The sequence below is a fragment of the Chryseobacterium sp. SN22 genome (assembly GCF_008329705.1).
Taxonomy (GTDB): Bacteria; Bacteroidota; Bacteroidia; order Flavobacteriales; family Weeksellaceae; genus Chryseobacterium.
This window is the reverse complement of sequence record NZ_VTSX01000028.1, coordinates 15,211-38,757: the sequence shown is the minus strand read 5'-3', so window position 1 is coordinate 38,757 and position 23,547 is coordinate 15,211. Positions and strand designations below refer to the sequence as shown.

Annotated in this window: 24 protein-coding genes; 7 read left to right on the top strand and 17 right to left on the bottom strand. The window is 41.7% G+C overall.

The window, feature by feature from the left end; genetic code table 11:
- Positions 1–17: 17 nt before the first annotated feature.
- The 6 genes from FY557_RS17195 to FY557_RS17170 form a co-directional block, all read right to left on the bottom strand.
- Complete coding sequence (locus tag FY557_RS17195; RefSeq protein ID WP_149248474.1) at positions 18–677, bottom strand: hypothetical protein; 660 nt, start codon at positions 675–677, stop codon at positions 18–20.
- A gap of 90 nt (positions 678–767) precedes the next feature.
- Positions 768–2,003, bottom strand: coding sequence for an MFS transporter (locus FY557_RS17190; protein WP_185151757.1), 1,236 nt, complete (start codon positions 2,001–2,003; stop codon positions 768–770).
- Between the two features lie 95 nt (positions 2,004–2,098).
- Positions 2,099–2,428, bottom strand: a complete 330-nt coding sequence (locus tag FY557_RS17185) for a hypothetical protein (RefSeq protein WP_228451821.1) — start codon at positions 2,426–2,428, stop codon at positions 2,099–2,101.
- 99 nt (positions 2,429–2,527) lie between these two features.
- Positions 2,528–4,030: a GH3 auxin-responsive promoter family protein gene (locus FY557_RS17180; protein WP_149248472.1), complete on the bottom strand. Its 1,503-nt coding sequence runs from the start codon at positions 4,028–4,030 to the stop codon at positions 2,528–2,530.
- Between the two features lie 126 nt (positions 4,031–4,156).
- Complete coding sequence (locus FY557_RS17175; protein WP_149248471.1) at positions 4,157–4,444, bottom strand: hypothetical protein; 288 nt, start codon at positions 4,442–4,444, stop codon at positions 4,157–4,159.
- A 264-nt stretch (positions 4,445–4,708) separates the two neighbouring features.
- Positions 4,709–5,101, bottom strand: coding sequence for a hypothetical protein (locus tag FY557_RS17170; protein WP_149248470.1), 393 nt, complete (start codon positions 5,099–5,101; stop codon positions 4,709–4,711).
- Between the two features lie 244 nt (positions 5,102–5,345).
- On the opposite strand from FY557_RS17170, the gene mfd reads away from it, so the two are divergent.
- From mfd to pth, 7 genes are all read left to right on the top strand, one after another.
- Complete coding sequence (gene mfd / locus FY557_RS17165) at positions 5,346–8,717, top strand: transcription-repair coupling factor (protein ID WP_149248469.1); 3,372 nt, start codon at positions 5,346–5,348, stop codon at positions 8,715–8,717.
- A gap of 571 nt (positions 8,718–9,288) precedes the next feature.
- Complete coding sequence (locus FY557_RS17160) at positions 9,289–10,113, top strand: hypothetical protein (RefSeq protein ID WP_149248468.1); 825 nt, start codon at positions 9,289–9,291, stop codon at positions 10,111–10,113.
- An 8-nt stretch (positions 10,114–10,121) separates the two neighbouring features.
- Complete coding sequence (locus tag FY557_RS17155; RefSeq protein ID WP_149248467.1) at positions 10,122–10,934, top strand: hypothetical protein; 813 nt, start codon at positions 10,122–10,124, stop codon at positions 10,932–10,934.
- Positions 10,935–10,936: 2 nt separating this feature from the next.
- Positions 10,937–11,680 carry a hypothetical protein gene (locus FY557_RS17150; protein ID WP_149248466.1) on the top strand — a complete coding sequence of 248 codons (744 nt, stop codon included), beginning with the start codon at positions 10,937–10,939 and terminating at the stop codon, positions 11,678–11,680.
- A gap of 136 nt (positions 11,681–11,816) precedes the next feature.
- A complete protein-coding gene (locus FY557_RS17145; RefSeq protein ID WP_149248465.1) occupies positions 11,817–12,668 on the top strand; it encodes a hypothetical protein in 852 nt (283 codons plus the stop codon).
- Between the two features lie 102 nt (positions 12,669–12,770).
- The gene (locus tag FY557_RS17140) at positions 12,771–13,706 is read left to right on the top strand and encodes a hypothetical protein (protein WP_149248464.1); all 936 of its coding nucleotides are present in this window, start codon (positions 12,771–12,773) and stop codon (positions 13,704–13,706) included.
- Between the two features lie 86 nt (positions 13,707–13,792).
- Positions 13,793–14,356 (top strand): aminoacyl-tRNA hydrolase, encoded by a 564-nt coding sequence (gene pth / locus FY557_RS17135; RefSeq protein WP_149248463.1) that lies wholly within the window; start codon positions 13,793–13,795, stop codon positions 14,354–14,356.
- Between the two features lie 38 nt (positions 14,357–14,394).
- Here pth and FY557_RS17130 read toward each other — a convergent pair whose 3' ends face one another.
- The 11 genes from FY557_RS17130 to FY557_RS17080 all read right to left on the bottom strand — a co-directional run bounded on the left by FY557_RS17130 (position 14,395) and on the right by FY557_RS17080 (position 23,537).
- Positions 14,395–14,820 (bottom strand): hypothetical protein, encoded by a 426-nt coding sequence (locus FY557_RS17130; protein WP_149248462.1) that lies wholly within the window; start codon positions 14,818–14,820, stop codon positions 14,395–14,397.
- 214 nt (positions 14,821–15,034) lie between these two features.
- The gene (locus FY557_RS17125) at positions 15,035–15,670 is read right to left on the bottom strand and encodes a carbonic anhydrase family protein (RefSeq protein WP_149248461.1); all 636 of its coding nucleotides are present in this window, start codon (positions 15,668–15,670) and stop codon (positions 15,035–15,037) included.
- Between the two features lie 56 nt (positions 15,671–15,726).
- Positions 15,727–17,319 (bottom strand): SulP family inorganic anion transporter, encoded by a 1,593-nt coding sequence (locus tag FY557_RS17120; protein WP_149248460.1) that lies wholly within the window; start codon positions 17,317–17,319, stop codon positions 15,727–15,729.
- A 130-nt stretch (positions 17,320–17,449) separates the two neighbouring features.
- Entirely contained in the window at positions 17,450–17,749 is a 300-nt protein-coding gene (locus FY557_RS17115) for a hypothetical protein (protein WP_149248459.1), read from the bottom strand.
- A 17-nt stretch (positions 17,750–17,766) separates the two neighbouring features.
- Positions 17,767–18,432 carry a carbonic anhydrase gene (locus tag FY557_RS17110; RefSeq protein WP_149248458.1) on the bottom strand — a complete coding sequence of 222 codons (666 nt, stop codon included), beginning with the start codon at positions 18,430–18,432 and terminating at the stop codon, positions 17,767–17,769.
- Positions 18,433–18,684: 252 nt separating this feature from the next.
- Positions 18,685–19,242 carry a serine acetyltransferase gene (locus FY557_RS17105; protein ID WP_149248457.1) on the bottom strand — a complete coding sequence of 186 codons (558 nt, stop codon included), beginning with the start codon at positions 19,240–19,242 and terminating at the stop codon, positions 18,685–18,687.
- 44 nt (positions 19,243–19,286) lie between these two features.
- Positions 19,287–20,435 carry a glycosyltransferase gene (locus FY557_RS17100; protein ID WP_149248456.1) on the bottom strand — a complete coding sequence of 383 codons (1,149 nt, stop codon included), beginning with the start codon at positions 20,433–20,435 and terminating at the stop codon, positions 19,287–19,289.
- A complete protein-coding gene (locus FY557_RS17095) occupies positions 20,436–20,999 on the bottom strand; it encodes an acyltransferase (protein WP_149248455.1) in 564 nt (187 codons plus the stop codon).
- Positions 20,996–22,159 (bottom strand): glycosyltransferase, encoded by a 1,164-nt coding sequence (locus FY557_RS17090; RefSeq protein ID WP_149248454.1) that lies wholly within the window; start codon positions 22,157–22,159, stop codon positions 20,996–20,998. The genes FY557_RS17095 and FY557_RS17090 overlap by 4 nt, the downstream gene beginning before the upstream one ends.
- The gene (locus FY557_RS17085; protein ID WP_228451820.1) at positions 22,159–22,995 is read right to left on the bottom strand and encodes a glycosyltransferase family 2 protein; all 837 of its coding nucleotides are present in this window, start codon (positions 22,993–22,995) and stop codon (positions 22,159–22,161) included. Before FY557_RS17085 ends, FY557_RS17090 begins: the two co-directional genes overlap by 1 nt.
- Positions 22,992–23,537 (bottom strand): acyltransferase, encoded by a 546-nt coding sequence (locus tag FY557_RS17080; RefSeq protein WP_149248453.1) that lies wholly within the window; start codon positions 23,535–23,537, stop codon positions 22,992–22,994. The genes FY557_RS17085 and FY557_RS17080 overlap by 4 nt, the downstream gene beginning before the upstream one ends.
- Positions 23,538–23,547: the final 10 nt, after the last annotated feature.

The window sequence follows — 23,547 nt, the reverse complement described above, 5'->3', positions numbered from 1 at the left end:
ATCTTGATTATGATACGTTATTTAAGGGTAGAAAGATAATATTCGGCATCTTCTTTTCCCCAATTCGGATCAAGGCCGGACTTTTTACTATACGTCTTGAATTTAGCGATAGCCGAATTGAAATAGGTTTTTGCCAATTCTTTATCTCCTCCGTTTTTTACCGGAGAATTTAATGCAATCTCTCCTTTCACTACCTGGATTCTGGGATTGTTTTTGTCTGCTGCTTCTGCTTTAGCCAGATATTCTTTTGCTTTGGCCAGGTTGGCAGCACCGTCTGTATTGTTTAATGATTTCAATACGGAAATCTGGGATAAAAGGATATTTGCTTCTGCGTTATCCGGGTTTTTTACAAACACTCCGGAAAGGTATTTTTCTGCCAAAGCTGAAGTTTCGTCAATATTCTGCATATTACCGGCACGCTGAGCGTTGATCTCACCTCTTACCATTGATAGGGCAGCATAGTAATAAGCCCTCCAGTCTTGTTTTGTTGTTTTGGCACCTCTGGCAAGGGTATTAACATATTGCATGAAGTAATCTTTTGACTGCTGGAAGTCCTCGGATTTTTTTGCAGACTCAAATTTAGCAATCTGGGTCGCTAAGCTTTTTTCAGTTGACGTTTGGGCAAAGCTGCAGGCACTTGCCGCCAGTGAAAAGAAAAGGAATAGTTTTTTAACCATGATATAAAATATTTTATGAACAAATATAAAAAATTATTAAATTTAATATTAAGTTTTTAATATTTATTTAATTTTTTAGCTAATATTTATTTAATATTGCATTTTTCTTAATTTGGGATTCGTACTTCCCACAACCAGTGCAATCAGCACCGTCATGGTCCCTCCGAAAACAACGGAACGTACCACCCCTAATAATTTTGCGGATAACCCGCTTTCAAACTGCCCCATTTCATTACTCGACATAATGAATATGGAATTCACGCTCATTACCCGTCCCCTGATGTTATCCGGGGTTTTCAGCTGAACGATGGTACCTCTGATGACCACCGAAATACCATCCAGCATGCCGCTTATCACCAGGAACATGAAAGAAAGCCAGTACCAGGTCGACAGCCCGAAGCCGATAATGCAGAGTCCGAACCCTGTAACAACAGCAAGCAAGATCTTTCCCTGGTTTTTTCTTAAGGGAACAACTGACAGAATGGTGATGATGCACATGGACCCGATATCAGATGCGGCATTCAGCAGTCCGAAACCTTCTGCTCCTACTTTCAGGATGTCGGTTGCATAGACGGGAATCATCGCAACGGCACCTCCGAAAAGAACAGCAAACATATCCAGACAAAGCGCTCCCAGAATTTCTTTTGTTTTAAAAATATATGAAATTCCTTCCCGCATACTATCCATAACGTTAATATTCTCTTTTTTGTATTCGGAATACTGTTTATTTAACTGAAAAAAGAATAATGAGGCCAGAAATATCAGTAGGATAATAACCAACAGGGTCCATTTTATCCCAAAATAGCCGATCAGAAAGCCGCCTGCTGCGTGTCCGCAGACTGAAGAGATCAGAAAGGTTGCCTGGTTGAGAGTAACGGCATTCGGAAGATTTTCTTTTTTTACAATTTTGGGAATCATCACCGGGATGATCGGTCCTATGAATGCTCTGGCAATCCCAGTAAAGAAAATAACCCCGTAAATGAAATAGGTAATCTCATGGCCGGTAAAATGCATCCGGACATCTAAAAATGCCGGAATCAGCAACAGCCCGATCAGGAAAATATACACGTAATTGCAAATCAGCAGCAATTTTTTTTTCTCATTCATATCGATCACGTGCCCTGCGTATAAAGCACAGCTTACCGCCGGAATAACTTCTGAGAGCCCGATAAGTCCGATAGAAAAAGGATCTTTTGTAAGTTGATACACCCACCAGCCAAGTAAGGTGGCAAGCATTCTGAAAGCCAGAACAATAAAAAATCTTCCCGTAAGAAGGTTTCTGAATTCAACGTTTTTCAACGTCTGTAACGGGGTAAACGACATCATCCGACAAAAATAGCCTCAAATATTGACTTGAGGCTATTGTTATATATAATTTTTTAAATGAAAAATTAAATGAAGGCTAAAAGATAAAATCTATTTTAGTCCGCTCTTGAAGCACTAAATACCAATGCTGCTACTCCGGCTGCACCGATTACCACTGCGCCTGTAGCCATACCTGCTTTTCTGCTGTCTCTAACAGCCGCCACATTAGCTTTCGGGATCGTTACCACTGTACTGTCTTTTTTGCCTGCAGTTCCGATCAGGTTGTCTCCTTCCACATTACGGAATAACATTTTTTGATTTTTCGAACCATCCCTCATCATGACCGTATACATTTTTCCTGCCTGAAGATTGGAGTAATCGTTTTTAGCGGTATCCATACTGTATTTTGTAGTGGCACAAGATGAAATGACAAATAGCGACGTCAATAAAGATGATTTTAAAAGTATAGATGCTCTCATTATTATTTTTTAGTTTTCCAAATTTATAATTTTTTTCCAATATATGTTTCCGGAATTGAAAAAATGTCATTGAAGTTTATATATTTCCAATAAATCCGCGATTTTTCTGTCATTGGCCAGTCTGGGGATCTTATTCTGCCCGCCCAGCTTACCCTGTGATTTGGCATATTCCTGAAAGGCATTTTTCCGTAACCTGGTGATGTGGAGCTTCTGCAGAATATTTCCTGAAATCAGATCATCGTAATAAGTGTTGCGTTTCCTTAGCTGGTCGTCCAGTTCCTGTCTGAAAAGTTCCGGATCTTCGGGTTCTTTTTCAAATTCGATAGACCATTCGTGATACGGAAGTCCTTCGGCAGGATTCACCTGGGGCGCGAGATGGAATTCCGTAATTTGTGCCGGATATTTTTCCAGGGCTGCCTTCAGGGCTTCTTCCACTTCAAAAGCAATCACATGTTCGCCGAAAGCGGAAGTGAAATGTTTGGTCCTGCCGCTCACCAGGATCCGGTAAGGCTTCCTGTCGATAAACCGGACAACATCGCCGATCGAATAGGCCCAAAGTCCGGAATTGGTGGTTAAAATTAAGGCGTAATCTTTATTGAGTTCTATCTCTTTCAGGGTTAAACGTCCTGCGTCCGGCTTTCCGTATTCTTCCAGCGGAATAAACTCATAAAAAATTCCGTGATCGGTTAAAAGCAATAACCCTTCTTTGGTATAATCATCCTGGAACGCAAAAAATCCCTCCGAAGCCGGAAAGGTCTGGACAATATCCACGGGTCCGCCCAGCAGCTCTTCCATTTTATCGCGGTACGGCTCATAATTTACTCCGCCGGTTACGATAAGCTGAAGGTTAGGAAAAATCTGCTTGATTTTTTTTCCATGCTTTGCGGTAAGCTTTTCAAAATACATGATCAGCCACGGCGGAATTCCGGAAATCAGGGTCATGTTTTCCTTTTCGGTTTCCTCCACGATTTTATCTACTTTGGCTTCCCAGTCTTCAATCATATTGGTTTCCCAGCTCGGAAGCCTGTTTTTCTGTAAATATTGCGGAATATGGTGGGCAACGATTCCGGAAAGCCTGCCGGTCTTGATCCCGAAGACTTCTTCCAATTCGGGGCTTCCCTGGAGAAAAATCATTTTCCCGTTGACAAAGTCGGCGTTATTTTTTTTCGCTATATAATGGAAAAGCGCGCTTTGAGCGCCTTTCACCTGAAAAGGCATCCCTTCTTTGGAAATCGGGATATACTTTGAACCGGACGTGGTCCCGGAAGTTTTGGCAAAATACTCCGGAACATCGGTCCAGAGAATGTTGGCCTGGCCTCTTTTCACCCTTTCGATATACGGTTTCAGGTTTTCATAGTCGCCTACTTTTACCCGGTCCTGAAAATCTTTTACCGACCTGATGTTTTCAAAATCATGTTCTCTTCCGAAAAGGGTTTTCTTCGCAGCAGCTGTTAGAGACAGCAGCAGTTCCTCCTGGTTTTTCTCCGGGTTTCTTTTGAATTCTTCAGTGTTCCGGACGTGTTTTTTTGCCCAGATTAAAGCGGCTTTTTTCTTTAGGAAGTTTAGCATGGATCAAATTTATAAATAACTGAAGAATTGCAGGGCATTTTCAGAAAATAAGGCACAAAAAAACCGATGAATGAGTATACATCGGTCTTCGAAATTTGATTATGAAAATAACAACTATAATGTTGATTACTTATTGGCTTTGTACCTTTGATCAGGAGTTCCGTCCTTTTTAAGGTTTTTGTTCTCCTTGTACCTTTTGTCAGGAGTTCCGTCTTTTTTCATCTTTGCCGGAGCGGGTACCGTTGCCGGTTTCATAGTGGCGGCCGGTTTTGCCGCTGCTACAGGCATTTTCTGTTTAACCGGCTTAACTGTTGTTTTTACCGTTTGAGTCTTTACGGCTCCGGGAGTCGTGTGTTGAGCTGTGGCAAGTCCAAGTCCTAAAACAAGAGACATTGCAGTTAAAAAATTTTTCATGGCGGATAAATTTGCTTTTTGTTGATTCAAAGGTATACAAAAAACAGACTGAAAAGCCTTGTTTTTCAAACTTAACTAAAGTTTATTACAGCTTAAAAAAAGATTAAACCTTGTTGTCATAATTTTAAGAATCATGTAGAGTTCGTTAGAAGTGACAACATCTGAATCTTGAAGTTTGTAATTCCATCTTACCGCTATGGGCTAAAAAAAAACCTGCTTTCCCTTGAAGAAAAGCAGGCCCTGACATAAAATATGAAAAGCTAATTATCGCGTCGCATTAGCTGTCCATGTTTTTCCATCTCTACTATAGAAAATTTTCAACTCGTTGTTATCGATTCTGATGTAAGAAGTAGCGGTAGAACCTACCATTACCAAAGTATTATCACCTTGTTGGTTGAATTCAACTCCGTTAAGATCCGGAATGCTGTTCGAAAATGCGAAATTGTATTTTGTTCCGCTTGCGATTTTTGTTACAAAAACGCTTCCGTCGTTGCTGCTGATGTTGTTTCCGTCCCCATTATAGGATACGCTTCCTCTATAAGTCCCTGCAAAGAAGTCGTTGTTTGCAGGATCGTCGTCATCACTACATGATGTTACAGCCGTGACTACAAAAAACGTTAGCAGGAATAACCCTAAAATTCTGATTGCTTTTTTCATAATAATATTTCTTAAATGGTTTGTAAAGCTGTCCATTCAAACAGAGTGCCACTTGGTTTAAAGACGGTTTTTTTAACGTTCAGATTTAAAATTTTAGCAAAAAATTAAGATTTGCCGGAGCATAAGGAGCAGCTGTATCCTGCTTTTTTCCTTTTTATAAAGAATATTTATCCTTATCTTTGGGTGAATCAAACGGTTCCGGAAATTTCCGGAATCGCTTTTGCCGTTTATACCAAAATATTTTATGCAATTAAAAACCATCAGCGAAAAATTCCTTCCGGACCTGCTTCAGAAAGAATTTGGAAAGGAGATTTTCATTCAACTGGAAAACCATCAGCATATTTCTGTAAAAGGCAATGCAGGATCTTCAGCTTCCCTTTTTGTGGCTGAGCTTTTCCTGACGCAGAAAAAACATATTCTGTATGTGGTAGATGATAAAGAAGATGCTTTGTATGCCAATACGGAAATGGAAGACCTGTTGGGAAAAGAAAAGATCCTTTACTTTCCCGCGACTCATCTTGAACCTTACCAAGTAGAAAAGACCCAGAATGCCAATCTCGTCCTGAGAACGGAAGCCATCAATAAAATTACCTCCGGAAAATCTCCTAAAGTTATTGTAGCCTATATTGGGGCACTGTCTGAAAAAGTATTGAAAAAGGAAGATTTCAAGGCGATCTCTCATCATATAAAAGTGGGCGATCAGCTCGATTTTGATTTTGTAGATGAGCTGCTGAACCATTATAATTTCCAGCAGGCAGATTTTGTTTCCGAGCCGGGAGAGTTTTCCGTGCGGGGCGGGATTGTGGATGTCTTCTCTTACTCCAATGAAAAACCCTATAGAATTACCTTTTTTGGAAATGAAGTAGAAAGCATCAAGACCTTCGACATCGAAACACAGCTTTCGGTGGATAAGATAACGGATTTCCAGTTGGTGTCGAATATGAATTTTACGGTAACCGGCAGCCGGGTATCCCTGCTCCAGCTGTTGCCGGAGGGAAGCTGTGTGGTTTCCAGAAACGGAATTGTCGGGATGCAGAAATTGAGGGCATTTTATGAAAAATCCCTGGAGAAATATGATACATTAAGCAAAGATATTGCCCATCAGACTCCGCAGGAACTGTTTATTTCCGATCAGGAGTTTCTGTTTGATTACAAAAAGTTCAGGACCGTTGATTTCGGGGCGGTTCCCATCGAAGGGCTGATCGAGCTGTCGAAACTGAAAATGGACCAGACGGCACAGCCTTCATTCCATAAAAATTTCGAACTTCTCATTGAAGATCTTGAAGGAAAACAGAAGGAAGGCTTCGATACCTGGATTTCCTTTTCCTCCGAAAAACAGAGAGAACGGCTGCAGTCTATTTTTGAAGAACTGGAACACGAGCTTCCTTTTAAAAGCTTCAGGTCTGAAATTCATGAAGGATTTGTAGACCACGAACACAAATTTCTGGTGTATACCGATCACCAGATCTTCGACCGTTATCAGCGGTATAAAGCCAAAAATACGTTTGCCAAATCCGAACAGTTGACCTTAAAAGACCTGATGTCCCTGAAAATCGGCGACTACATTGCGCACATCGACCACGGGATCGGGAAATTCATGGGGCTGGTGAAAGTGAACAACGACGGCAAAATCCAGGAGTGTTTTAAGCTTACCTACAAGAACGGCGATCTGCTTTATGTAAGCATCCATTCCCTGCATAAAATCTCCAAGTACAACGGTCCGGAAGGTCGGGAAATCGTCCTGAGCAAACTGGGATCGCCAACCTGGAAATCTTTAAAACAGAAAACAAAGGCACGGGTAAAACAGATTGCTTTTGATCTTATTAAATTATATGCGCAGCGGAAATCAGCCAAAGGTTTTGCTTACACACCGGATTCTTACCTGCAGAATGAGTTGGAGGCAAGTTTCCTTTATGAAGATACGCCGGACCAGGAAAAAGCGACCATCGATGTGAAACGCGATATGGAAAATGATACCGTAATGGACCGTCTGGTGTGCGGGGATGTAGGTTTCGGTAAAACAGAAGTTGCCATCCGCGCAGCATTCAAGGCAGCAACGGATGGAAAACAGGTGGCCGTGTTGGTACCGACGACGATCCTTGCTTTTCAGCATTACCGGAGCTTTAAAGACCGTTTGAAGGATTTTCCGGTAAATGTAGCCTACGTCAACCGTTTCAGGACAGCGAAACAGAAATCGGAAACCTTACAGGACCTTAAGAACGGGAAAGTCGACATCATTATCGGAACGCACCAGCTGGCAGGAAATTCCGTGAAATTTAAAGATCTCGGACTGCTGATTATTGATGAGGAACATAAGTTTGGTGTTTCGGTAAAGGATAAACTGAAAACATTAAAAGCCGATGTGGATACTTTAACGCTGACGGCAACACCTATTCCAAGAACTTTGCAGTTTTCCTTAATGGCTGCAAGGGATTTATCAGTGATCAAAACGCCGCCGCCGAACCGGCAGCCTGTAGATACCCAGCTCATCGGATTCAGCGAAGAAATTATCCGGGATGCGGTTTCCTATGAACTGCAGCGTGACGGGCAGGTCTATTTTATCAACAACAGGGTGGAAAACCTTAAAGATATTGCAGGACTGATCCAGAGGCTTGTTCCTGATGCACGGGTAATTACCGGACACGGGCAGATGGAGGGCAAACAGCTTGAAAAGAATGTTCTGGATTTCATGGAAGGAAAATACGACGTCCTGGTGTCGACCACCATTATAGAGAGCGGCGTGGATGTTCCGAATGCAAATACCATTTTTATTAATGATGCCCACCGATTCGGGATGGCCGATCTCCACCAGATGAGAGGGCGTGTCGGACGAAGCAACCGGAAAGCCTTCTGTTACCTGATTACACCGCCTTATGATATGATGACTTCCGATGCAAGGAAACGTCTGGAAGCGATTGAACAGTTTTCCGATCTGGGAAGCGGGTTCCAGATTGCGATGAAAGACCTTGAAATCCGTGGGGCAGGGGACCTGCTGGGAGCCGAACAGAGCGGATTTATTAATGAAATGGGATTTGAAACCTACCAGAAGCTGATGCAGGAAGCTTTGGAAGAGCTCAAAGACGACGAGGAATTTCAGAATCTTTTTGAGAATGAAGAGGAAAGGAACAAGCTTTTCAAAACCACCAAAGATGTAAATATTGATACAGACCTCGAGCTGATGCTGCCGGACTGGTATATTTCAAATACGGAGGAAAGGCTGCTGCTGTATCAGAAACTGGCCGAAATCGACAATGAAGAAAGCCTGATGAAATTTGAATCGGAACTGATCGACCGGTTTGGGGAGCTGCCGAAAGAAGCGGTTAATCTACTGAAAAGCGTGAGCTTAAAGTGGCTGGCCTCGGATATAGGCTTTGAGAAAATTGTTATGAAAAACGGTGTTTTCCTGGGATATTTCCCGGGTAATCCACAGGATAAGTTCTATCAGACCAGTAAATTCAGGAAAATTATCAGCTATCTTACCAAAAATCCGGCACAGGCACAGCTGAAAGAGAAAACCGGAAAAGAAGGCAATCAGCTGATGATGAGAAAAGACCGGGTTGCCAATGTGGATGAAGTGAATGCACTGTTGAAGTCTATCTTAAAGAGCGAAGACTAATCCTGGATTTCAGATTATAAATTGCCGCTTCGATGCTTCGATGCGGCAAATTTTTTATAAATCGAACGGTAAAAAACCAAAATAAGGTCAGGATTTTAAGCTGTTACATCAAATTTTTTCCTGAGATTTTTCATGTTTTTGAAAAAAATCAGAATATAACTATGAGATCACCGGGCCCGGATCACGACGATAAAGATCGAAAAATACGGATATTGGGCTGCTGCTTTTCCCAAGTGTAGAGATTGGTACCGACCTGATATTTTCACGTTGCTAGGATTAATACATAACAGATTATAGTTATTTATATTTTTCTTAAACGGCTTTATGATTCATTATTCTTCAGGGATAAAATTCACTTTTTACTGATAAATAATTGCTGTTTTATTCTTTTATGGCTCATTTTGGGATTGATTTTTCTTGATTAAATGATGAAAAACTAACAGCTGTTCGTAGAAATATTTCTATTTTTTTTAAAAGATTAAAAACCTGTAATTAGTTAGTTTATATTGGGTTGTGATCTTTATCTCTACTTTTTTAGCGTTTTTTTTGTTACCTTTGCAGCCCCAATATTATGAAGAAAACGATGTATTACTGCGTGGCCGGAATTGCACTTTCAATATCGGTTAACGCCCAAGTGGGAATAGGTACGAGCTCACCTAATGCGCTTCTTGATGTGAACGGAAGCACCACTTTGCGAAAAGAACTTAGAGTAGGCGGTACTTCGGGTACGGCCGGTAATCCCGGACTGAACGGACAGGTTTTGGTGTCGCAGGGAGAAGGATTGCCTCCTGTATGGAAATCCGTGAATGTGTCCTTTATGGAAGAAGGCCAGTATAAACTAATCAATTCTTATTTAACTTCCGACCAGACCGGTATCAGCGGGCTTTCAAACGGTGTGGCCGGTGACGGTATTTATAAAAATACGGTAGGAAGCGATATTTCAGATACTTCCGGCGGAAACTGGGTGAAGATACCAGGTCTTGTAGATAATTTTATTATTAAAAATGGAAAAAACAGGCTGACCTATCAGTTTCAGACGGGTGTAGAGATGAAGGCTCCTGCCGCTGCAACTTCTCAGAGTATCACTTTTACCTGTGGTGTCTTCCGGAACAATAAGGTGGTGGCGGTTCGCCCCGACAGAATTGCTTCCAATAACAATACGGATAAGAACGGCTTCCAGGATTATATATTCACCCTGAATTATACGGAGCAAAATGTTCCTGTAGGTACGCAGAAAGTGGAGGTTGCCTGCCGGAAGATCGAATCTTCCAGCATCGATTCCCAATTTACCATCGGCCGTAATATTTCCAACAGCAATACCATATCCAATGCTTTTAATCTGGAATCCGATTTTAAAGTGGATATCATCGAGTATGTAACCTATAAAACCAATTAATCTGATTTATGAAGAATTTATTTTTACTGTTCTGCACTGCTGCCAGCCTTTTGCTGAACGCGCAAGTAGGTATTAATACAAAAACCCCGCAGGCAACACTGGATGTTAACGGTGATGCCAACCTCAGAGGAAAATTATCTGTTTTCATCCCTTCTGATAACATCCTTTCTCATGGAAATAACGATCAGATACTGGTTTCGCAGGGGGCAGGGTCTCCCCCTATCTGGAGATCGCTCCGTATCCCGGAATACGAACCGAACAAATTTTACCTGATATTCAACAATTCCTTTTCGGACCGTACCGGGGTTACCTTTTCCAGTACCGAAGAGCAGGCGAGCAGCTTCAACCGGTCTGCGTCACTGGTGAAAAATGCAAATTACAGCAGCCTGACCCAGTTTAAAAAGATCGATCAGCTGTCCCAGCCTTTTACCGTATACAGTACGGAAAGCAAGACGTATTTTCAGTTTGAAACCGTAGTTCAGGCAAACTTTCCGTCCAATACAGCAACCGATATTTCAATAGATTATGCGTGCGGTATTTTTGTAGATGACAAGCTGGTCAACCTCAGACAGCGGAATTTAAAGGCGAGTACATCTTCCAGTACATTTATTACTCATAACCAGATCGGGATGGCAGAGAATCTCTCGAAAGGCACCCATTCGGTAAGTGTGGCGTGTACCAGGCTGAAATCGTATAACACGACAGCGAACCTGGGTATCGGGACCAATGTCGCAACCAACATCGATAGTTTTATTACCCAGTCTTCCCTGAAAGTGGATGTTTATGAAGTACCGCAGGTATTCAATTCAATTTTAAACTAATTATGAAAAAAATATTTTTTTTAACGGGATGTGTGTTTTCGTTTGGCGTGTACGCTCAGGTGGGTATAAAAACAACAACCCCGGTAGGTAAACTGGATATAAACGGAGACCTTAATGTAGCGAAAGAATTAAGGACGGGCGGAACCGGTACGGTAAAAGGTGCGGCGGGGGCTGCCGGGAATATCTTCCACAACAGTTCCGATCTTACCGTAAACGACTGGAAGAACATTAAGATTGCAGACGGGCAGGGCAGTATGTCTCTGTTTTCCATGAATACGGTTTCGGATACAACCGGGGCAGTATTCAGCGGGGCGAACGGATCAACAAGTCCTTATACCGAAAACGCTGCCATTACCAGTGCGTGGACAGTACTTCCGGGAACAACAGATACCTATTCGGTAACCAACACGACCAATAAAGTGGTATTTGCTTTTCAGACTACGGCACAGAAAACAGCCAACGGTGCTTCGTCTTCAGGATTTGCCTGCGGGATATTTGTGGATGATCTGCTGAAAGCCGTAAGAACCGATGTTCTGATCGGTATGGACGGATCCTATAAAATTTTCAACCTGAATGCTACCCTTACAAACGTAACTCCTAAAAATAATTACTCGGTAAAAGTAGCATGTACCAAGAGGAACCTGAACTCGGGAACGCTGGGTATCGGAACAGCAGTGAATGCAACCTTTTTAAATTCAGATATGTCACAATCTGTGCTGACGACTTCTGTTCTCCAGCCTTATTAAAAGAATGAGCATCAATATTCTAATCTAAAAACGGAAGTTTTTAGATTTTTTATTTTAAAGATGATTTATTTGTGATTTTTAACTTCTTGTTAGGTGAAAATAAATTATATTTGACGGCATTAAAAATTAATAATTTATGAAAAAAAAATACTTTCTTTCTTCTCTGGCCGCTTTAGCATTGGGTTTTGTGACCTCTTGTGATAATACCACAGAAGATCCGCCGAATCAGAATAATAATACGATACCCAGTGCCACGATTAGCGGACCGAGAATCTTGAGCAAAGTGAGCAACGGGACCAAGGATCTTGAGGAATATATAACCAACGGAGGAATGCTCTCGCTGGTATATGTACGAGATGCCGGATCTGCCAATGCCACGGTTTCAACGGTAACGTATGCCGGATCTTCCGTTACTCAGATCAAAATCCAGGATAATACAAATCCGCATGCGACGGATAATCTCTATGCACTTACCTATACCGGTGGAAAACTGTCGTCATTTACCATGGATCAGTCAATTATGGGTTCTGCCAACCATAGCGATTTTACCGTATATTATGATGCCGGCGGAAGCCTGTACCGGATTGTAGAAAAGAAAAAGGTAGGCGGAAGTTCTTCATATTCCTTTTATAATGAAATGAAATTTACTTATTCGGCAGGGAATATTGTAAAACTGGACTATACGAGAATGATGATGAGCGGGGGAACGCCTACTGCCTCCACTGCTTCTACCACAATGTATTACTTTGATAATTATGATACCAAAGTTAATCCTTATACTACTTTACCAAAGGAATATTTCATGGTAGCTTCTACATTGACGCAGATCAACGCCCATATGCTTTCGATCAACAATGTCGGAAAAATAACCATGCAGAGTCCTTCCGGTCCGCAGATGTCTTACCCGAAAGGTTATATGTACGATTCTCAGAATTATCCGGTTTCAGATGTTAACCAGACCATTAAATACCTGTATAAACCGTTATAAAGAAGAATGATCTTTTAATGGTTTTATCGTTATATGAGTAAAAAGATACTTTTTATTCAAAAAAAAATTATATTTTTGACAAAATAAATAATCCCCTTTGGAATGAAACGACTTTTTTATTTTATTTTAATACTGGTGGGTGTTTCTTCAGTTCATTCTTGTAAAGAAATAATGGATGAGAACGGAGATCCGCTGGTTGATATCAACAGCAATTCAGGGCTTAACGGTCCGAGAGCTTTATATAGGGAAATCACGGATTCAGATACGCTGGCTACGTATTATTACAATGGGCTGCAGCTATCCAAAGTGGTTACCGACAGTATGAATTCCACGGCAGATATCGCATGGAGCGGAGACAAGATCAGCAGGGTAGATTTCAGAGGATTCCTGGATCTTGACGGAAACGGGAAACTGGATAAAGACAGTATTACCTATAACCAACAATTTACTTACGGAAGTACGGGAAGGCTGGAAACCGTTTCCGAAAGCCGGTCATTCTTCAAAAGAAGTACTACTGCACCTTACACGGTAGCAGCGCCGGGGCCGCAAACCCTTTATCAAAAGACGAAAACAATTTACGGTATCAAGTATTCAGCAACAACATCAAAGCTTGATTCCATCAATATGAGAACCGGCCCTGAAGTAGCAGGAGCTCCTTCTTACAACAAATATTCAAAGGTGAAGTTTGAATACTCAGGAGACAATGTTTCTAAAGTAACAAAATTCGGAGGGAATATAACGGGAAGCGTAATGGCAGCCCCCAGCGAAAAGCTTAGCTTCGAATATTCCAATTATGATGATAAAATAAATCCGTTTACCTTGCTTCCGCAGGTTTATAAAATTTCAAGAATTTTATCTACACAGAATAATGAAGTAAAAAGCTGGATCTTATCACCGAACAGCCCGACAAGATATTCCATTACAAATCTTGCGCAGCCTATTCCGACTTCGGTTTTTTTCTCGACCAATTATAACTACGACGCTCAGACGTATATGAGAAAAGGATACGGCGTAAACTATATTTACAAGCCTTTGTAAGAATAATCTAAACAATATTGAAGCTCAATCTCTCCGGGATTGGGCTTTTTTATTCAGAATGCCTTAATTTTGCAAAAAATTCCGCAATGAAATATTTAATCGTCGGGCTTGGAAACAAAGGCGCCGAATATGAAAATACCCGTCACAACATCGGCTTCAAGGTAGCGGATAAAATTGCCGGAATGCTGGAGGTTTCATTCAGTACCACTAATTTCGGATGGATGGCTGATGGAAAGTATAAAGGAAGAAGGGTACTGGTGCTGAAACCGGATACCTATATGAACCTTTCCGGTAATGCAGTGCGCTATTGGATGCAGAAAGAAAATATCCCGTTGGAAAATGTGCTGATCGTTACGGATGATCTTGCGCTTCCGTTCGGGACCCTGCGGATGAAGGGAAAAGGTTCCGATGCCGGGCACAACGGGCTAAAAAACATCAATGAAGTTTTGCAGACCCAGAATTATGCGCGCCTCCGGTTCGGGATTTCTGCAGACTTTTCAGAAGGCAGACAGGTGGATTATGTGCTGGGTACCTGGAATGAGGAAGAAAATAAAAAGCTGGCCGAGAGAATTGAAAAGTTTTCGAAAGCGGCCCTGTCGTTTGTTTTTGCAGGCATCAGCAATACCATGTCTGCGTTCAACGGTAAATAAATAATGATCAGAATAAATAAACCTCCGGAATTGGAGGTTTATTGTTTGTAAACCACAATGTCCTGGATGATTTTATTTTCGAAGAAGTTTTTCTCACTCACGGTAAATCCATAATTGTGCTCCTGCTCGAAAAATTCAAGGGGAGTGGTAGGCGTATTATCAGGTTTCCACTTGATTACGACCGTTACCTGTCCGTAAGCATCAATATCTTTATCGGAAAACCTGAACGAAGTACCCGGCAGGGGATTATCCCTGTCTTCTTTAATGTCGGATTTTGCCTTTTTAAACGGAAGCTGGGTCATGTCTTTCAACAGCAGGGAAAACTTCTTCCCGATATACTTTTCTTTATTCGTCTGGAATTTTTTAGCATACGCTAAAGTATCGCTTACTGTTTTCTGAGCCTGGGCCAGCCCGCTGAATAAAATGAGAAAAGCAATAAGAAGGATATTAACGGTCTTTTTCATGCAAAGAGGGATTCTTGTTTACCAAGGTCAAATGTAATGATTTTTGGGATCAATTTAAGCTGACTATTTCTAACTTCAATAATCCATACTAAGAAAATCAAAAAGGCTGCCGGATCCGGCAGCCTTCTCTTGGAATTTTAAAAAGTTAATTTCCAATTTATCTAAAGATAACATTCCTGTGATGAAGATCCTTCTGTAGAAAGGGATCAGCCTGTTACAGCCAGTTTACCACTCCCGTCTCAACATCGTAGTTGGCACCCACGATCTTGATTTTCCCTTCTTCTTCAAGTCTTCTCAGGGTAGAGCTCTGCTTACGGATGTCTTCGATGGCATTTTTTACATTGTGCTGGTTCAGCCTTTCAAGCAGTTCGGCATTAGCAGAAGAACGCTCTTCACCGTTTTCGATGATCTTATCGATGATCGGATCAAAATGGTTGATCAGGTGGTTCAGGTTATCCATTCCCATTCCTTCAATCTGTGCTGCATCAAGACCGCCTTTCAGCGCGCCGCATTTTGTATGTCCCAAAACCACGACAAGTTTGGAACCTGCTACATTGCATCCGAACTCCATCGAGCCCAGGATATCCTGATTGACGAAGTTACCTGCAATCCTGATGCTGAAAACATCCCCCAGCCCCTGGTCAAAGATCAGCTCTGCGGAAGTACGGCTGTCGATACAGCTGAGAACTACGGCAAAAGGCCACTGTCCTTCACGGGTAGCGTTCACCTGTTCCAGAAGGTCTCTGTTGGCTTTCAGGTTGTTTACAAATCTCTGGTTTCCTTCTTTCAGGAATTCCAATGCTCTTTCAGGAGTAATAGTGGCCTGGGTTTCGTGCGTGTGTGCTTTCATATAATTTATTATTTATTTTGAATTGTATTTTATAAGGTTAAATTCGGGAAAAGAATTTACATTGCCCTTTTATGGGTTACGAGAATATGGGAATCTTCGTCTCTTTCATAATCCCGGTATGAGGTCTTAAAGCCTAAGAGCTCCACGGTGATGTCTTCTTCTTTTGCCCGGATGTTGGCAAAATCCTGGATCATTTCCAGAACATCGGTTGCAATATAGGATGTTCCTCTTGCATCGAAGGTTACCGTAGAATTCGGTTTAATGTTTTTCAGCGTTTTTTTAATGGCTGCCTTATTTAAAAATGATACTTCTTCCGCCAGCTTTATCGTAATCCCGTCTGCATCATCCAGCTCTTTCCGGCTCAGGTAATAAGCCCTTTTCATATTCCCCTGCAGGATATAAAAAACCGAAATGGCAAGTCCGATCCCGACGCCTTTCAGAAGGTCTGTGGCTACAACGGCAACTACCGTTGCCACAAAGGGAATAAACTGGAATTTCCCCAGATGCCAGAAATGTCTGAACGTTGCAGGTTTAGCCAATTTATATCCCACCATAATCAAAACTGCAGCCAAAGTAGCCAGAGGAATTAAATTTAATACCACAGGGATCGACAGGACACAGATGAGCAGCAAAATCCCGTGGATGACCGTAGACATCTTGGATGTGGCTCCCGCATTGGCATTGGCAGAGCTTCTTACCACCACCGAAGTCATCGGAAGCCCGCCGATAAAGGAACTGATGAGGTTCCCGATTCCCTGGGCTTTCAGCTCAAGGTTGGTATCGGTTATTCTCCGCTGGATATCCAATCGGTCCGAAGCCTCGATACAAAGCAGGGTTTCAATAGAAGCGACAATCGCAATGGTTGCTCCGGCGATCCATACTTTCGGATTGGTAAATCCTGCAAAATCAGGCATGGTCACCAGGTTTTTGAAGTCATCAAAAGACTGCGGAACCGGTAATGAAACCAGATGCTGCGACTGGATGGCCAGTGAACTGCCGGTCATTTTAAAAACTTCATTCAGGATAATTCCCATTACTACCGCTACCAAAGCACCCGGAAGCATTTTAATCCTTCTCAGGGCATATACTTTATCCCAGGTAATGAGAATTACCATGGAAATCAGGGTGATAATAATAGCTCCCGGTTGAACCGCTCCGAATAATTCAGTGAAATACCCGAAGTTCAGGCCGTTGTCGAAAATCGATTCGTGACCTTCATAATCCTTGTCGAATCCGAGCGCGTGCGGAACCTGCTTTAAAATGATGATGATCCCGATGGCGGCAAGCATTCCTTCAATTACGTTATTCGGGAAATAGTTGGAAATGCTTCCGGCCCTGATGAAACCCAGTATAAGCTGGATAAGCCCGGCGATAAGCCCGGCACAAAGGAAAAGCTCGAAAGCCCCCAGATCTTTAATAGCCGTTAAAACGATGGCCGTCAGCCCTGCGGCCGGTCCAGAAACCGAAATATTCGAGTTGCTGATGGTACCTACAACCAATCCTCCTACAATTCCGGCGATAATCCCGGACAAAGGCGGTGCTCCTGATGCTAAAGCGATTCCCAGGCACAGGGGCAGTGCTACCAGAAATACAACGAGGCCTGAAGGGAAATTTTCCTTTATTCCTGCGATGAATGATGTTTTTTTCATGATGTTAAGCTGTGAAAGATAACCGGTTTATTTTCAGGAATAAATCGGCTATATAATGAAATTTAATTTTTAAAAGGCATGGGTATTCATATCAGAATTTTGATATAAACAGTAAAAAACGTAAATGGAATTAAGCTTCGGGAGGTGGGGAAAACAGGGTAAGAAGAGGCGACAGATGAAAAGAATCATCGATCAGTACAAAAGATTTCTCTTCGCCGGAAGGTTCGAAAAACTTCAGATAATCGAAAACATCCAAAGTTTTGGGAAGTGTTTTTTCGTAGACGATAAAAGAGGTAGGGTGGGAATGCGGTTCTTCTTCGTTGATAACAACGTTGGTTCGGGTAAGATCCCAACCGAATACGGCAGCCATACCGGGTAAGGCCGTAAAGTTGAGAAAGAACACCAATGTAATTATACTCCAAAGCTTCATTTCACATTTTTTTTGAGCTATTTTTTTCTGCTCATGACCCAATCTGAACTGGTCAGGTTATAAATTTTCTGGATATCTTTCAGAATTTTTTCAAAATCGATTTCCAGATCAATAATTTTACCGGTCCTCAGGTCGAAAACCCAGCCGTGTACTACAGGAAATTCTTCCAGAATATAGCGTTCCTGCACACAGGCCATTTTTACTACGTTGATGCATTGCTCCTGAACATTCAGTTCCACAAGCCTGTCATAACGTTTCCCTTCATCTTCTATTGCGTCCAGTTCGGTCTGGTGTAAACGGTAAACATCACGGATCGTTCTCAGCCAGGGATTCAATAATCCCAGATCCTCAGGGGTCATTGCTGCTTTCACGCCACCGCAGTTGTAATGCCCGCAGACAATAATGTGCTTTACCCTGAGATGTTCTACAGCGTACTGTATGACTGCCGTGGAACTCATATCCAGTGTATTGACTATATTGGCAATGTTCCGGTGAACAAAAACTTCGCCCGGCTTTGCGCCCATCAGTTCTTCCGCGGTTGCCCTGCTGTCCGAACATCCGATGTATAAATAATCGGGCTGCTGGGTTTTCGCAAGGTCATGGAAGAAATCAGGATTCTCTGCAATTTTGGATTCCACCCACTTCCTGTTGTTTTCAAAAATAACTTTGTACGATTGTGACATAAATAAAATGTATATAAGTTCTAATTATTTATTTCGTTTAAATTATTTTTAAAATCAATAGACTAAATCAATAATACTGCAAAAATATAATTTTTGATCAAAAAGCAAATATATTTAACAAAGTTTAATAATAATATATTTAGGCTACTGATATATTTCAGCTGATTTAATTTATACTGATCACCTTTCGACTGACGTTAAAATTACGAACTATTTGAATACTACAGCTGCTTTTCTAAATTATATTGAATATTATATTTTATTATTAACATATCCCTCAGTCGCTTTTGGATTAGGATAGATCTTTGCAGGATTCCCCACTACCACCGAATCTTCAGGAATGTCATAATTTACATAGGAATTCGGAGCAATCAACACATTGTTTCCGATAGTAATGCCACCAACAATAACCGCATTGGTTCCGATCCAGACTTCATCACCGATTACCGGAATGCCCGCTTTGCTGCCGCGGTTCTGCTGCCCGATGGTAACGCCCTGGGCAATGTTGCAGTTTTTCCCGATCTTCGTTCCGGGGTTAATGACCAGGCTTCCCCAATGGCCTAAATAAAATCCTTCTCCGATTTCCGTTTCCGGATAAATCTGGAATCCGTATTTAATCTGGTAATGCCGCAGCACGAATTTCCAGAAGACATTCAGCAGAGGGGTCTTCAGGTGCTGCTGGGATTTTCTCAGGACATAGATGAAATGGAGATTGGGATTAAAACATTTTTTCCAGATCTCTACAGTGGAAAGCCATTTTCCGCTTTCCCTGAAAAAATCTTTCTGAAGGGTAGAATATTGTTCAGCCATACAGCAAAAATAAAAATTTACGGTTTAGGTTAAAATAAACGGTATTAAAGACTGTCCAGAACTGAGATTATTTTTTCGACAGAATTTGTAAGCGTAAACGGCATTTCATAGGATTTCAGCTTTTCCGAATATTTTTCAAAACTTTCAGGATGGGCCAGTGCCTGTTTCATCCCGGAATAGATCCCTTCTTCGGAATTTTCTACCAACAGCCCCAGTTCACCGTTGTTCAGCATTTCGGCGGAGCCGGAAACTTCCGTGGAAATAATTTTCTTTTTTAAAGTAATGGCTTCAAAAAGAACCGTCGGAAAGCCTTCGTACCGCGAACTTAAAATATAGAAATCCGCTTTTTTAAAATAAGGGTAAGGATTATCGGTAAAACCCAGCATCACCGCCGTCTCATTGACTCCGAGATCGGATTTCAGCTTTTTGATATTTTCAAAATCGTATCCGTCTCCTACAATCAGGACCTGGTGTTTGAATCCTTCCTCCAGAAGTTTTTTATGAACCTTCAATAACCGGTCGAAGCCCTTTTGCGGGAAAACGGTTCCTACAGAGATAAAGGTAGGTACGGATTTGTCGAAACTGTAATTGATTACCGGCATTTCCGCCTTGGAAACAAATTCTTCCGTATCCAGGGGATTGCAGATTTTTACAATCTTCTTTTTCTCCGCTTCGTTTTTGGCCAGATGGTGAAAAAGCTTTTCGATTTTCTCTGAGATCACCATGATTTTATCAAATCCGAAAAACTTCCGGATTTCCTCATCGGTATACCCTTTCACCTCCGAAAGATCATTATGTATCCAGACGATTTTCTTTGACGCCAGGGGAGAACCCAGAATTTCATCCCGCATCCCGTGAATGGCGGCAAACTCGATGTCGTACTGCTTTTTCTTCAATTTATGTTTATAGAGAAGGTTCGGAAATTTGTTCACGATTTTTTCATGCAGTACCCGGGCAGCTTTACGGGGAATCTCATGCGGCCTGTTGGTGGTAATCATTTCCCCTCTGTGGAGGTACAGCACATTGATCCATTTCGGGACTTCCGGCAGGTATTTTCCCGAATACAGATTCAGCAGCAGATCGATCTCGTATTTGTCTTCAGGAAGATTTTTCAGAAACGTTACCAGCACTTTCTCCGCTCCGCCGTGGCGAAGGGATCCGATACGGATCAGGATTTTCTTTTTTTCGGCCATTTATTTTTTTACGGGTTTGTAATGGTGGGGAAGGTTTTCTTTGATGTAAGCTTCAAGCTTTGCTCTTTCCGGCTCCAGTTCTCTCGGGTACATCACATTGTTAGCCAGGGCTTTATTACCGTAATCTTCAATGCTGCAGATAAATTTTGCCGGTATTCCCGCATAAACGGAATTATCCGGCATGGTAGAATTAAGAACGGAACCGGCACCCAGAATACAATTATTGCCCATCTGAGAGCCTGGAAGGAAAAGGCAGTTATTTCCTACGAAACAGTTCTTTCCCAGCTTTATCCGGCCGAAATTTCTGGCGTCCTTATACTTTTCCATGCTTCGGATCACATACATGGCGCCATCATGGTTTACAAACCGGCACCCTGCCGTAATTTTTGTCCTGTCACCGATCTCAATCAGAAATGGTTCCGAGCCGAAATCGGGGGCTTCTACAAATATTACGTCTTTTCCTACCTTCAGTCCTCTGGCAATCGAGATTTTAATGTAAATATTCTGGATTATCTTCTGGTAAGTGGTATGGATTTTCAGAATAAGCCGGTATAAAAAAATCATTGTTCTCTTTTTACTAAATTAGTGAGGATTGTTTCAACAGCATGAAAAATCTTCTGACTGTCGAACTGTTCTTCAATGGGTATTAAATTCTTTTTGATTTCAGCAATAAATTCGGGCTCCGTAAGGAATTTTTTCATTGATGCATACATTTCATCCGTTTCATAATTGATGAGGTAGCCGGTTTTCCCATGATCGATCATGGCCGGAATATCTCCGGTGCGGGTGGCAATCACAGGCTTCTGAAGAATGAGTGCTTCTGCAATAACGAGCGGCCAGGCTTCGGATTCCGACGGAAGGATAAAGTAATCTGTGTTTTTAACATACGGATACGGATTCATCTTATTTCCTGCCAGAATAAAGGTGTCTTCCACCTTGTTATCGGCAATTTGCTTCTGAAGATTCCTGAATTCTTCACCGTCCCCCACAACAATAACCGAATGATAAAAACCTTCACGGATCAGCTTGGTATGGGCCTCGATCAGTTTATGGTATCCTTTTCGGGAATGCAGCCGTCCGATTGAGGCAAACACCGGACCTGAAGGTAAGCCCTTAATGTGTTCATCCGATTTCCTTCTGATCTCTTTAATCGGAATGGCGTTGATGATCACTTCTTCTGAAGGATACTGAAGATCGGGATAATACTGGTGCATCATGTCTTTGATCTTCTCCGAACAATAAATCATCTGATCAAATTCGGGGAAATTTTTCAGGATTCCTGGGACCAGAGGCTGGAGTTTCGGCAGATTGATTTCAGAATGAAACCAACCGACTTTCTTTGAGTTTTTATTGGTGGAATTCAGCACAGCCGGGAAATCTCCGTAGGTCATGCCGATTTCAATATCGTATTGTTCTCCTAAAAGCTGATCGGCAATAGCAGGCTGCTTCTGGATTTGCCGAAGTCTTAGATTTCTGCGGACCAGCTGGATTTTTTGGAGTATTCTGTTTTTAGAAAAATCTTCTTTACCGGGAGTAAGAGATACTTTTCTTACATGCTCCGGAAACTCGTCCCGCAGCTCTCCCTGATTGATGTTGAGGCAGACGGTCATTTCAAACTTTTCCCGGTTAAGATTATTAAGCAGGCTCAGCATTACTTTTTCCACACCGCCCATTTCCATCGACCGGTGCCTGAAAAGCACTTTTATTTTATTATTCCCTTTCATTAACCAAAAATTTGTTGTGCAAAAATGCTGATCTTATTCTTTATTCTGTACGGAATGGAATGCTGATATTCCAGAAGGTCATAAATTTCTTGAGAATGGGTGTATTCATCAGGAATATTTCTGCCGTTTATTTTTTTTAAGTTTCTGCGTTTCATAGCGTTAAAAATTACTTTCGCAAAGTACTCATAGGATTTGGACTTGTTGTCATTCTGAGAAATCCCTCCCGAATGAAGCCGGTATAGATAGTTGACTTCATCAATGAATTTCACTTTTCCTTTTTCATACATTTTCAGGTACAGGTCCTGGTCTTCCGAAATTTTCATAGCCGTATTCATTTTTTCCGTCTGAAGATAAATCTTTCTGTCAAAACATACAAAATGCGCAATCTGAATCGGATAATTAAAGAAAAAGGGATCATTATTTTTTACCTGCCTTGTTCTGAAAGGATGAAGAGGCTGAAGATTTTTATCGCAGCTCATGAATACAGAATAGGTAAGGACCACCCCTTTTTTCTGAAAATTTCTCATGCTGGAAGAAATGGCTGTAAGAGTAATGGCATCGTCAGGGTCTACGAATCCGCAGACCTCACCTTCCGCAAGTTCGATGAGCTTATTTTTGGTAATCCCCACGCCGCTGTTTACGGGATTTTCAAAAAGCCTGAAACGGCTGTCGTTTCCGATGATGTTCCTGATAATACTTACGGAATCATCGGTAGAGGCGTCGTCCAGGATAACCGCTTCCCAGTTTTTGTACTCCTGTGCCATAATGGAATCATAGCATTCTTTAAAATATTTCCCGTTGTTATAATTGGCAATCAGGACCGAAAACTTCATCATAAAACGGATTTAGAGATTAGATGCTGCTGATTGAAGACCTTCGTATTGCTCGGGACGTCTTTGAAAACAGTACATCCCGCACCAATAATACAGTTATCACCGATCGAGACTCCTTTCAGTATCGTAACGTTGCTTCCCAGCCAGCAGTTTTTTCCGATTTTTATCGGAGCCGTAGAAAAATCCGACTTTGAAACATTAAATTCAGGTGCAGCATTATAGGAATGATTATGGTCATACAGCTTTACATTTTCCCCGAAAAGCGTATTTTCCCCTATTGAAATAGAATCGAGGCAGTTCACCGAGCAGAAATTATTCATGAAAACACCGTTTCCGATAGTAAGCTTTGCTTTTTTTTCCACTAAAATATGAATGTAATTTCTGAAATTTACAGAGGAGCCGATGGCTACCTTTTCCAGTTCTTCAGATAAGATAAAATGGTTGTTGATGCCTACTTTGATGCTTCCTACATTGGTGTTGGGATTTTTTTTGAGTACAGAAAGCTGGTGCTTGCGTTGGAGCTTTTCAAGAATAAGGTGCAGCATGTTGGGATTA